This window comes from Variovorax sp. CAN15 (assembly GCF_030462475.1).
Classification (GTDB): domain Bacteria; phylum Pseudomonadota; class Gammaproteobacteria; order Burkholderiales; family Burkholderiaceae_C; genus Variovorax.
The window spans coordinates 19,807-31,374 of record NZ_JASMRZ010000069.1 but is presented as its reverse complement, the minus strand read 5'-3'; the positions used below and the strand labels follow the sequence as shown (position 1 = coordinate 31,374).

Below are 11,568 nucleotides of genomic sequence, written 5' to 3'. Positions count from 1 at the left end.
ACGGCTTCGGCGAGCTGGCCGACGGCGTCGAGCAGGAACTGTGGGCGACCCTGCTGATGTACAACCTGATCCGTCTGGAAATCACGCGCATCGCCGACGAAGCCAAGCTCGAGCCTTGTCGCATCAGCTTCATCACGGCCTTGCGCTACATCGTCGACGAGTGGCTCTGGAGTTCGAGCAGCACTGCGCCCGGTGCGATCCCCGCCAAGCTGCGCGCCATGCGCCAGAACATCCGCCGCTTCGTCCTTCCACCCCGCCGCAGCGAACGCCGATATCCTCGCGCCGTTCGCATGACCAAGACGCAGTACCTCATCAAGAAAAATGCCGCTCAGAATTAACTGAGCGGCATTGGCCCGAGGGGCCCTTATTTCATTCCAGTTCAAACACCGCAATCGACTCCACGTGCGCCGTGTGCGGAAACATGTTGACCACCCCCGCATACGTGCAGCGATAGCCCGCCTGATGCACCAGCAGCCCCGCATCGCGCGCCAGCGTCGACGGGTTGCAACTCACGTACACGATGCGCTTCGGCGGCGTCCAGCCATCGGTGCGCAGTTCGGGCTGCTGATGCAGATCGGCAATGGCCTTTGCCAGCGCGAACGCACCTTCGCGCGGCGGATCGACCAGCCACTTGTCGGCGCTGGCGTCGGCCACAAGCATGGCCGGCGTCATCTCGAACAGGTTGCGCGCCACGAAGGTCGCGGGCGACAGCGCGCGGCGCGCGGGGGTGGCGGCCTGGTTTCTGTTGAAGTTGTCGGTCGCGCGCGCCACCAGCGTGTCGCTGCCTTCGATGCCCAGCACCTCACGCGCCTTGCTGGCCAACGGCAAGGTGAAGTTGCCCAGACCGCAGAACCAGTCGATCACGCGCTCGTCCGGCTGAACGTCGAGCAGGCGCAGCGCCTTGCCCACCAGCGCCCGGTTGATGTGCGGATTGACCTGCGTGAAATCGGTGGGCTTGAACGGCATCGTGACGCCGAACTCCGGCAGGCGGTACGCCAGCGGCGCGCCGCCCTCTTCCAGCAGCTTCACGGTGTCCGGACCCTTGGGCTGAAGCCACCACTGCACGCCTTCGTTCTTCGCTGCAAAAGCCTGGAGGCGCTCGACGTCGGCGCGCGAAAGCGGCTCGAGGTGGCGCAGCACCAGCGCGATCGTACCGAGCCGCGTGGAGTCGGGCGCATCGCCGCAGGCCAGTTCGATCTGCGGGCAGGTGTCGCGCGCGTCCATCGAGCCGATCAGCTCGCGCAGCGGCATCAGCATCTCGCTGACCTGCTTCGGCAGCACCGGGCAGACCTGCATGTCGGCCAGATAGCGGCTCTTGCGCTCGTGGAATCCGATCAGCACCGTGCCCTTCTTGACCACATGGCGCACCGAGAGGCGCGCGCGATAGCGGTAGTGCCAGGCCGGGCCCTCGAGCGGCCGCAGCAGGTTCTCGGGCTTGACCTTGCCGAGGTGCCAGAGGTTGTCTTCCAGCGCCCGCTGTTTCACCGCCACCTGGGCGGCAGCGTCCAGGTGCTGCATCTTGCAGCCGCCACAGGCGCCCGTATGCAGGCCGAAATGCGGGCAGCCCGGGCGCACCCGCTGCGACGACTCACGGCGGATGGCCGTGACCGTGCCCTGCTCCCAGTTGTTCTTGCGGCGGTGGACGTTGAACTGCACTTCCTCGAAAGGCAGCGCGCCCTCGATGAACACGACCATGCCGTCGGCCTTGTGCGCCACGCCCTGCGCATCGAGGTCGAGGGACTCGACCTTCAGCCATTCTTCACCGGGATTCGTGGGGACTTTCTTTTCTTCGATGGATTCCGTCATCCCCCGATTGTCTCAGCGTGGCCGGAAGCCCCTAGAACAGCGCGTCGCGGCCCACTCCGGAGCGGGCCAGCTGGCGCCGCATCTTGGCCAGCGCCTCGTTCTGGATCTGGCGCACGCGCTCCCGCGTGAGGCCAAGGCGCACGCTCAGCACTTCCAGCGTTTCGGGCTCGCGGTCGTGCAGGCCGTAGCGCCCCTCCAGCACCTCACGTTCGCGTGCGTCGAGGGCGTGCACCCACTGGTCGAGCAGGCGCTCCACCTCCCGCGTGTGCGCCACGTCGGTCGGACTGCCCTGCTCGTCTTCGGATGCCACGGTATCGGCCAGCGTGAAGCCTTCGTCTCCCCTTGAGTCGCCCGCATCCAGCGACCGCGGAGCTTCGGACAGGGCCAGGAGTTCAGCCACGGACTGCACATCGCGCCCGAGCAGCGCCGCGATGTCCTCCACCCGCACGCCGTCCGGGCGTTGCGCCAGGAAATCGGCATCGCCTTCGAGCGTGCGGCGGGCCTTGAGCACCTGCTGCAACTCGCGCACCACGTGCACCGGCAACCGGATCGCGCGGGCCTGCGTCATGACCGCGCGTTCGACCGACTGGCGAATCCACCAGGTCGCATACGTCGAAAAGCGGAAGCCGCGCTCCGGCTCGAACTTGGTGATGGCGTGCATCAGGCCCAGATTGCCCTCCTCGATGAGGTCGGACAGCGGCACGCCCCGCCCCAGATAGCCCTTGGCGATGTTGACCACCAGCCGCAGGTTGTGCTCGATCATCGACTGCCGCGCGGCGAAGTCGCCGGCGCGTGCGGCGCATGCGGTCTCATACTCCTGCGCGGGTGTGAAGAGCTGGGTGCGCCGGACCTGGCGCAGGTAGATGGTCAGAGCATCCGCGCCCTCGCCGCCGACCATGTCACCCGCGGCGCCGTTGGCAGACGCCATGGCATCCACCAGTGGTGGATCTACCGGGTCTGCGTCTTCTCCGGGAGTCTTCTCGCGGCCGCCAGCGAACTTCCGGTCTCCATTGCTGGAAGGCGATCTGCCGCCACTGCCCGCCGACCCGCGCACAGGCAACTGCGTGCGGCGGGGGCGGGAGGCAGCCATGGCATCACCTGCTGGGCAGGTAGCGCGAAGGATCGACGGGCTTGCCCTGGCGGCGGATCTCGAAATGCAGCTTCACGCGATCGGCATCGCTGTTGCCCATTTCGGCGATCTTCTGGCCCTTCTGAACCGACTGGTCTTCCTTCACGAGCAGCGTCTGGTTGTGCGCGTATGCCGTGAGGTAGGTGTTGTTGTGCTTCAGGATGATCAGGTTGCCGTAGCCGCGCAGGCCCGCGCCCGCATAGACCACGCGACCATCGGCGGCGGCAAGCACCGGGTCGCCAGCCTTGCCGGCGATGTCGTAGCCCTTGTTCTTCGCTTCGTCGAACCCTGCGATCAGCGTGCCGCTGGCAGGCCAGATCCAGCCCACGTCTTCATCGCCAGAACCGCCGCTGCCAGGGCTGGCCGGCGAAGCCGTGACCGGAGCCGACGGCTTTGTCGCGCCGCTGGCCGGCGTCGAAGGCACCACCGCGGGCTGCGTAGGCACCGGCTTCGTGACCACACCGTCGGAGGACGTTGCCGGCGCAACCGCGACGGCAGTACCCGAGCCGGTAGGCGGGATCACACGCAGCACCTGGCCGACTTCGATCAGGTCGGGGTTGTCGAGGTTGTTCCAGCGGACGATGTCCTGCCAGCGCTGGCCGGTTTCGGCACCGATGCGGCGGATCGTGTCACCGGGACGCACGGCGTAGTAGCCGGGCTTGCCATAGTTCTCGATGCCGGCAAGCGGCTTGCCGTTGGCGTCGGTGGTGATCGGCGGGCCGCCGGGCACTGCCGCGGCTGGCGCGCGCGTCATGGTGCCGCGGTCTTCGACTGGTGCCGGCCCGCGAGGTGTGGAACAGCCTGCGATCACCAGCACAAAGGCCAACGTGACGCCAGCGAACCAACTCCGATTGCCAAAACCCTGCATTTGTTATTCCTTCAAGCGATTCCGGATTTTAGGGGGACAAAGTGAACAGCCTCAAGAACGAGGCGCTCCAGTCCACGGGGCGTCTTGTCGATGACGACAAGGGCCTGCCCACCCTTTGCGGAGTGAGTCGGCGCCACGATGCGGCCACCCACGGCAAGCTGTTCGAGCCATGCCTCGGGCACTGCCTCGCCGCCCGCCGCGGCGATGATGCCGGCATAGGGCGCGCCCTTGGCATAGCCGATCATCCCGTCGCCCAGTATGAGGTGGACGGTCGCGAGCCGGAAGTGCCTCAGATTGGCACGTGCCCGCTCATGCAGCCCACGCAGGCGCTCGATGCTGTAGACCTCGGTCGCCACATGGTTCAGCACGGCGGCCTGGTAGCCGCAGCCCGTGCCGATCTCGAGCACCCTGCCCAGCTTGCCATCGGGCTTCCCGGCAAGCGCGGGCGCGCCCATCAGCAGTTCGATCATGCGCGCCACCACGTTGGGCTTGGAGATGGTCTGTCCCAGCCCGATCGGCAGGCTGGTGTCTTCGTAGGCCTGATTGACCAGCGCACTGTCGACAAAGCGATGGCGCTCCACGGCGCCCATTGCGCGCAGCACGCGCGCATCGGAAATGCCCTGTGCCGCGAGCTTCTGCACCATGCGCGCACGCACGGCATCGGACGCCATCGACGGCGTCGAGGGCACCACCGGCCTGACCGGCGCGGCAGGCATACGCCCGCGCGTAGCCGCCGAAGCGGTAGGTGTCAGGCGCACGGGGAAACTGGGCCGCTGCGTGGCCATGTCAGTTGCCGAGACGGGCCACCGTCTCGCGCCATTGGCCAAGGTTGGCGTGATCGGTCAGGTCGATCTGCAGCGGCGTCAGCGCGATGTGGCCGGCCGCGGTGGCGTGGAAGTCGGTGCCTTCGCCGCTGTCCTTGGCGCCGCCGGCACCGGCGATCCAGTACATGGTCTCGCCGCGCGGGCTGTCCTGCGTGATCACCTTCTCCGCCGCATGGCGCCGGCCGAGGCGGCAGACCTTGACGGGCTTCAACTCGTCGAAAGGCAGGTTCGGCACGTTCACGTTGAGCAGGAAGGCGCCGGCTTCGTGCATGCGCTCGCGCTCGATCTGTTGCACAAGGCGCCGCGCCACCTGTGCCGCCGCGTCCACGTGGGCCCAGCCCTTTTCGATCTGCGAGAAGGCAATGGCGGGGATGCCGAACAGATAGGCTTCCATTGCCGCGCCGACGGTGCCTGAATAGATGGTGTCGTCGCCCATGTTGGCACCGTTGTTGATGCCTGAAACCACCAGGTCGGGCCGGTAGTCGAGCAGGCCCTTGAGCGCGATGTGCACGCAGTCGGCCGGGGTGCCGGTCACGTAGCGGAAGCCGTTGTGCGCCTCGCGCACGTACAGCGGCGCCGCCAGTGTCAGCGCGTTCGACTTGGCGCTGTTGTTGTGCTCGGGTGCGACCACTTCGACTTCGGCGATGTCCTTGAGCGCGTCGTGCAGAGCGACGATGCCCGGCGCCTGGAAGCCGTCGTCATTGGAAATAAGTATCTTCATGGTGCTTCTGGATGCACCGGATTGTAGGCTTCGGGTGCGTCGCAGCAGGGACAAGCCCGCCCCGCCGCGGCCCCTATCATGCCCGCAGTCATTGCCCCAACATTACCTGTCTGAAGGAGACCCCTGGCATGCACGCATGGCTTTGCGAAAACCCCGTCGGCGTCGACGCGCTGACCTGGAAGGAACTGCCCACCCCCACCCCGGGCCCGGGCCAGGTGCTCATCGAGATCAAGGCGGCGAGCCTGAATTTTCCCGACCTGCTGATCGTGCAGAACAAGTACCAGATGAAGCCGCCGCTGCCCTTCGTTCCGGGCTCGGAGTACGCAGGCGTCATCCAGGCGGTGGGCGAAGGCGTCACGCACCTGAAGGTCGGGCAGAACGTGGCGTGCCTCTCCGGCACTGGCGGCTTCGCCACCCATGCGCTGGCGCCTGCGGCGCTGTGCATGCCTCTGCCCGACGGCTTCAGCCATGTCGACGCGGCCGCGTTCATCATGATCTACGCCACCTCCTGGCACGCGCTGATGGACCGGGCCCAACTGAAGGCCGGCGAAACCGTGCTGGTGCTCGGCGCCGCTGGCGGAGTGGGCACCGCGGCCATCCAGATAGCGAAGGCGGCCGGCGCCAAGGTGATCGCAGCGGCTTCCACCGACGAGAAGTGCGAGCTCTGCCGCTCCATCGGTGCCGATGCGACGATCAACTACACGACGCATGCGCTGCCCAACGGTTTCCGCGACGCCATCAAGGCCGCGACCGACGGCAAAGGACCGGATGTCATTTACGACCCAGTCGGCGGCGATTTTGCGGAGCCGGCCTTTCGCTCCATCGGATGGCGCGGCCGTTATTTGGTCGTCGGCTTTGCATCGGGGCCGATTCCATCGCTGCCATTGAATCTGACGCTGCTGAAAGGCGCCTCGCTCGTCGGCGTGTTCTGGGGCGATTTCGCCAAGCGCGAGCCCAAGGCCAATGCACAGATGATGGCCGAATTGGCGCAGTGGTACGGCCAGGGCAAGATCAAGCCGGTGATCGACAGCACGATGCCGATGGCGGAATTGAAGGCCGCCTACGCCCACATGGGTTCGCGCGGCGTCAAAGGGAAACTGGTGATGGTGAACTGAGCGCGAAGCTCTTCAACACCCAATAAAAAAGCCCGCTCATGCGGGCTTTTTTATTGGGCACTTGCCCAGCGAAAACAAGGGCACTTACTTGATTTCGTAATCGGAAAGAGACTTGCCTGCTGCCAATGCCTCGGTCACCCAGCGCGGCTTGCGGCCGCGGCCTCCAGACCAGGTTTCGCCGGTCGGACTGCGATATTTGGCGGCAGCCTTGGCAGGAGCGGCACTTGCGCTTCGCTTGGCGGCATTTGCACGGCCGGTCAGTTTCAGGTCAGAAGCCGTCAAACCGTATTCGGCGATCTTCCGGCGCAACTCTTCGATCACGCCTGAGCGTTCCTGGTTGCGCAGGTCTTCGGCCTGCTTGCGCAATTGCGCAATCTGCTCGTCATGCTTCTTGATCTGGGAATTGATATCGGCAAGGGTCGAAGCCATTCTTGGACTCCAGAAATTGAAAACGGGGCGATTTTAATTCAGTTTACATTTGGCACAAGAGCCTTGCTGGTCGAAAAAATCGTGCCGCATTGCATTAGTGCAACAACCCGCAACGTAAAGCGACGGCTACGAAGCGGGTTATAGGTGGGCAACAGGGGGAAAAGAGGACTTCGGTTCGGGCGCGAGGCCGCATAGATGCGGCGGCCGAAAAAGACAACGCCGGGACAAACCCGGCGTTTTTGTTCCTTTGAATGTGCTATTGCGCAATAGCACAAAGGAGATATTTTGGGGTGGCTGATGGGACTCGAACCCACGACGACCAGAATCACAATCTGGGACTCTACCAGCTGAGCTACAGCCACCGCAGAGCCTACGATTGTAGCGTTAAAAATCGCGATTTCGACGGCACCAGTCCACAAAGAGGCTCGAAAGCCACATTTCACACTGCCATCGCCGATCCGCCCTGAGGCTCTACGTTCGGAATCTTTATCGCGCCATCGGATCTTTCGTAAGTGCCGACCAGTAGGCCGCTGGCGATGGCATGTTCGCGCAGGACGTCGACGACTTCGTCTCTTCCGGGGGTTTCCGAAAAAGCAGTGTTGAGTCCAAGCGCAAAAAGCTGGAACGCGTACCGGTGAACACCATGTCCCGGCGGAGGATCGGGCGGTAGCCAGAGCGTCTGCAAAGCCGAATTGCGCCCGACATGCAGCCCCGGCGCACCTTCATTGTCCTGGCTGGGAATGGCTCCTTCGACCAGCGTCCCATTCTCTGGCTCCAACTCCACCACGATGGCATGCACCAGCGGGTTCGGCGTGGGCGAATCGGCGTCCTCCACGATCAGCAGCAGCGATGCCGTCCCCGCTGGCAAGCCTCTCCATTGAAGCGGCGGCGAAACACCTTCGCCGTCGGCGGTATGACGCGCTGGCAAGGGCGCATGGTCGGCGAAGGCCGTGCTGGCCAACTCGACCGAGCCCATCCCTTCGCGCATGCCAAGGGTGTTGAAGACGATGTTGTCCAAGCCTGCACGCACGCCCTGCAATGCCTGGCCGATGACTTCCGGCAGTTTTTCCAGCATGCAACTGGTGTAGCCGCCCCACCGATGTCGAACCTGTAGGACGCAGCGCAGCAGTTGTGTCGCGAAGTCGGGTACAAATTCTCGAGTGCGCCGGTCGACACGCGGCGCCACCGTCAGCACGCGCATCGCTCCGCTATCATGCTTGCGGCCCGCGCGAACGAGCATGGCGCAGTGCCAGCGCCCCCCACTTCACCACACCAAAGGAATATCTTCATGAGCATCGTCTGGACTATCCTGATCGGGTTCGTCGTGGGTCTCGTGGCACGGGCAGTCAAGCCGGGCGACGACTCCGCCGGCTTCATCGTCACGACCATCATCGGCATCGCCGGCTCGCTGATCGTCACGTACGTCGGCCAGTCGCTGGGCTGGTACACCGCCGGACAGGGTGCCGGCTTCATCGCCTCGGTGCTCGGTGCGATCGTGCTGCTCTTCATCTACGGCATGATCAAGCGCAAGAGCTGACCGGACGGCGCAAGAAATAGCAATAGGGAGAATGGGCCGTGCCGCCTCGCGCGCACGGCCTTGCGGCGATGCCCCGCAAAGCACGCGCCAAACATCATGTGTATGTGGTCGAGTTGGACGACCGTGTATGGAACAACGCCCGCTTCAGGCGCGCCAATCCCGACTACCAGCTCGGCAAGCCCTTCGTCTACGTCGGCATGACCGGCCTGGACCCCGACATCCGTTTCGACAAGCACAAGGCCGGCATCCAGGCCAACAGCTTCGTGCAGGAATTCGGCCTACGCCTGCTGCCCGCACTCTACGAGCGCTACAACCCCATGACCTATGAGGACGCGCGCCTGATGGAAGTCGACCTCGGCATCGCGTTGCGCAAGGCGGGCTACGGCGTCTGGCAGGCCTGACGCCCGATCGGCTCGTCAGGAGTAGGTGACCCAGTCCTCATAGGCCGGGCCGTCCAGATGCGGCAGCGTGTTGTAGGTCACCAGCATATGCCGCTTCGGCGTGAAGGCAAACTCCGTCACCGAGGTGTTGCGTATGCGCAGGTTGAGCTCGATCGTCGTCTCTGCGCTCGTGCCCAGCACATGGCCCACGGCCGTACTGATCGGCCCTCCGCTCGACACCACCAGCACCTTCGCGCCATGGTGCCGGTCGCGCACGTGGTCGAGGGCCGTCGTCACGCCGGCCAGAAAGTCGACATAGCTGGGCATGCCCACCGGCGCGGTCCTGCCCTGCATCCAGGCGCTCAAGCCTTCGCGCAGGAGCCGGAAATGATGTCGGTACATCTCGGGCGTGTCGGGCTTCTGCAGCTTGCCTTCGTGGATGGTGGCGATGACCGCCTCGCTGTCGTACTCGTTGAGGCCCGGCCACGGCAGCACATCATCGCGCTCCAGACCGAGCCCCCTGGCGATGCCCTCCCAGGTCTGGCGATGGCGCTTCAACGTGCCGGTGATGACGGCATCGAACCGCATGCCGCGCTCACGCCAGTATTCACCGAGGCGAACGGCCTGCCGATGCCCGAGTTCGCTCAGATTGTCATAGTCGGCAGAACCGAAGCTGGCCTGCCCGTGGCGCACGAGATAAAGGGTTCCCATGCGCGGAATTCTGGCAAGAAGCGAAGGCGCCGGTTGTCCCTCGTGCGACCTGTTCGCGCGGCAACGAAAAAGGCCCGAGCCATCGGCTCGGGCCTTGCCCGCTTGCTTGCTCGCAGCGGAGCGTCCGTCAGCGGCCTGCCGCAGGCGGCAGCGTATCAGCCGGCTTCGGCACCAGGATCTCTGCCTTGAAACGGTCCTTCAGCAGGTTGTAGTAGGCGGCATCTTCGGCTGCGGCGATCGATTGGCCAACCTGCATCTGCTCCTGCTTCGCAAGCTCCGCCGGCGGCGGCGTGCGCGGAACCACCTTGGTCACGCGCACCACCGTGTAGCCCTGCGCGCCCAGGTCCACGCCCACGAGCACAGGCAGCTTGGAGGCGTCGGCACGCAGCGCGGCGTCGATGACCGGCAGCGGCTGCGATTGCGCATCACGGCGCGACACCGTCACGGGCGCACCGAAGGTGGCGCCATCAGCCTTCGTGGTCCACGCGGCGAGCTTCGCTTCGCCTTCGGCCTTGGCCAGCACGGCGGCGCGCTCGGCGACCAGTTGTGCGCGGATCTTGTCCTTCACATCGGCCAGCGGCACCGGATGCGCCGCGGTGTACTTCGTCACGCGGCCCGATGCGAGTTGACTGGGACCGACTTCGATCACTTCAGTGTTCTGCTTGCGCTCGAGCGAGTCGGCTGTGAACAGCGCACTCAGGAAGTTGCGATTCGCCAGCGGGCCGGTGGCGCCCGGCGCGGGCGTGCGCGTCACGTTGTCGGCGGTCCGGACCGTGAGCTTCAGCTTCTCGGCCGCCGGCTTGAGGCTGTCGGGCGTCTGGTAGACCGCGTCGGTGAAGGTCTCCGCGGCCTTCGCGAATTCCTGCGTGGCCTGCTGCGAGCGCATGTCGTTCTCGATGGTCGCGCGCACCTGCTCGAAGGGCGGCACTTGGGCAGGCTTGATGTCATTGAGTTGGACGATATGAAAACCGAATTCGGTTTCTATCAGGTCACTGATCTCGCCCTTCTTGAGCGCAAACACCTTGTCGTCCAACGGCTTGGCCACGAGACTGCCCTTTGGTCCCATATCGAATTGACCACCACTCTTGGCCGTCAAATCATCATCTGAGCTTTTGCGCGCCACGTCGGCAAAGGTGTTCGGTGCTTTCTTCACCTCGGCCAGCAACTGCTCCGCCTTGGCTTTGGCCTTCTCGCGATCAGCAGCAGACATGCTGGCCGGCGCAGCGACCAAAATATGGCTCGCGCGACGCTCTTCCTTCGTGCCGAAGCGCGAGGCGTTCTGCTCATAGTAGGTCTTGAGATCGGCTTCGTTCACGACGACGTTCTTCTTGGCCGCGTCGAGGTCGAGCACCAGGTATTCGATGTTGGCCTGCTCGGGTGCCTGGAACTGCGCCGTGTGGTCCTTGTAGTAGGTCTCGATATCGGCATCGCTCACCGTCACCTTCGAGGCGAAGGCGTCGGGGGTGAAGCGGGCGACCTGGATCTCGCGGGTGTCGTAGAAGGCGTTGATGGTGGTCGCGGCCAATGCGGGCGGCGTGAAGGCTGTGCCGGAGATGCCCAGCAGCACCTGCTGCGTCGCCATGTCGGCGCGCACGGAAGCTTCGTACTGCTCGGGCGTGCGGCCGGTCACGCGCTGGAAGGTCTCGCGGTCGAACTTGCCATCGGGCGTCCGGAAGGTGGCAAGGCCCGGGTCCTGCGCGAAGATGCGCGAGAGGCGGTCTTCGGACACAGTCATGTTGGCCTTGGCGGCCGCTGCGGCCAGCACACGGTCGCGCACCATGCGCTCGAGCGTGGCGTAGCGCAAGGCATCGGACTCGAGCAGTGTCGGATCGACGTTGGGCGACTGCTGGCGGATGCGATCCGTCTCGACGCGGTGCTGCTGATCCCACTCGGGCTTGGTGATGTCGTGCCCTTCGATGCGCGCAACCTTCTCGTCGCGGCCGAAGCCCTGATAGCGCTCGACGCCGAACAACACGAACGACGGGATGATCAGCAAGAACAAGATGATCATCACGATCTTGTTGTACTTGCGGAAGGTATCAAACATG

At 64.8% G+C, this 11,568-nt stretch carries 12 protein-coding genes, 1 tRNA gene and 1 pseudogene; 4 read left to right on the top strand and 10 right to left on the bottom strand.

The genetic code is table 11. From position 1 onward, the window contains the following. Positions 1-338, top strand: a pseudogene (locus tag QMO14_RS26950) (transposase); the annotation flags it as partial. A 31-nt stretch (positions 339-369) separates the two neighbouring features. Here the strand turns inward: QMO14_RS26950 and rlmD are convergent. The 5 genes from rlmD to surE are packed head-to-tail and all read right to left on the bottom strand — an operon-like array spanning position 370 to position 5,348. Then, positions 370-1,806 (bottom strand): 23S rRNA (uracil(1939)-C(5))-methyltransferase RlmD, encoded by a 1,437-nt coding sequence (rlmD, locus tag QMO14_RS26945; protein ID WP_301510926.1) that lies wholly within the window; start codon positions 1,804-1,806, stop codon positions 370-372. A 31-nt stretch (positions 1,807-1,837) separates the two neighbouring features. Further along, entirely contained in the window at positions 1,838-2,896 is a 1,059-nt protein-coding gene (locus QMO14_RS26940) for a sigma-70 family RNA polymerase sigma factor (RefSeq protein WP_301510924.1), read from the bottom strand. A 4-nt stretch (positions 2,897-2,900) separates the two neighbouring features. Next, positions 2,901-3,803 (bottom strand): peptidoglycan DD-metalloendopeptidase family protein, encoded by a 903-nt coding sequence (locus QMO14_RS26935; protein ID WP_301510923.1) that lies wholly within the window; start codon positions 3,801-3,803, stop codon positions 2,901-2,903. An 11-nt stretch (positions 3,804-3,814) separates the two neighbouring features. Continuing rightward, the gene (locus QMO14_RS26930) at positions 3,815-4,588 is read right to left on the bottom strand and encodes a protein-L-isoaspartate(D-aspartate) O-methyltransferase (RefSeq protein ID WP_301510921.1); all 774 of its coding nucleotides are present in this window, start codon (positions 4,586-4,588) and stop codon (positions 3,815-3,817) included. Position 4,589: 1 nt separating this feature from the next. Continuing rightward, complete coding sequence (gene surE, locus QMO14_RS26925; protein WP_301510920.1) at positions 4,590-5,348, bottom strand: 5'/3'-nucleotidase SurE; 759 nt, start codon at positions 5,346-5,348, stop codon at positions 4,590-4,592. A gap of 128 nt (positions 5,349-5,476) precedes the next feature. Here surE and QMO14_RS26920 point away from each other — a divergent pair, with 128 nt between their 5' ends. Next, positions 5,477-6,463: an NADPH:quinone oxidoreductase family protein gene (locus QMO14_RS26920; protein ID WP_301510928.1), complete on the top strand. Its 987-nt coding sequence runs from the start codon at positions 5,477-5,479 to the stop codon at positions 6,461-6,463. Between the two features lie 84 nt (positions 6,464-6,547). On the opposite strand, the gene QMO14_RS26915 is transcribed toward QMO14_RS26920, so the two are convergent. The 3 genes from QMO14_RS26915 to QMO14_RS26905 all read right to left on the bottom strand — a co-directional run bounded on the left by QMO14_RS26915 (position 6,548) and on the right by QMO14_RS26905 (position 8,132). Further along, on the bottom strand, positions 6,548-6,892 hold the full coding sequence (locus QMO14_RS26915; protein WP_301510919.1) for an H-NS histone family protein: 345 nt from the start codon (positions 6,890-6,892) through the stop codon (positions 6,548-6,550). A 286-nt stretch (positions 6,893-7,178) separates the two neighbouring features. Continuing rightward, positions 7,179-7,254 (bottom strand) — tRNA-His (locus tag QMO14_RS26910). 77 nt (positions 7,255-7,331) lie between these two features. After that, a complete protein-coding gene (locus QMO14_RS26905) occupies positions 7,332-8,132 on the bottom strand; it encodes a YbhB/YbcL family Raf kinase inhibitor-like protein (protein ID WP_301510918.1) in 801 nt (266 codons plus the stop codon). Between the two features lie 48 nt (positions 8,133-8,180). On the opposite strand from QMO14_RS26905, the gene QMO14_RS26900 reads away from it, so the two are divergent. After that, positions 8,181-8,429 carry a GlsB/YeaQ/YmgE family stress response membrane protein gene (locus QMO14_RS26900; protein ID WP_019655888.1) on the top strand — a complete coding sequence of 83 codons (249 nt, stop codon included), beginning with the start codon at positions 8,181-8,183 and terminating at the stop codon, positions 8,427-8,429. Between the two features lie 68 nt (positions 8,430-8,497). Beyond that, entirely contained in the window at positions 8,498-8,830 is a 333-nt protein-coding gene (locus QMO14_RS26895) for a hypothetical protein (RefSeq protein ID WP_301510917.1), read from the top strand. 15 nt (positions 8,831-8,845) lie between these two features. Here QMO14_RS26895 and QMO14_RS26890 read toward each other — a convergent pair whose 3' ends face one another. After that, positions 8,846-9,520, bottom strand: coding sequence for a histidine phosphatase family protein (locus QMO14_RS26890; RefSeq protein ID WP_301510916.1), 675 nt, complete (start codon positions 9,518-9,520; stop codon positions 8,846-8,848). Between the two features lie 127 nt (positions 9,521-9,647). Next, positions 9,648-11,567, bottom strand: coding sequence for a SurA N-terminal domain-containing protein (locus QMO14_RS26885; protein ID WP_301510915.1), 1,920 nt, complete (start codon positions 11,565-11,567; stop codon positions 9,648-9,650). Between the last annotated feature and the right edge of the window lies 1 nt (position 11,568).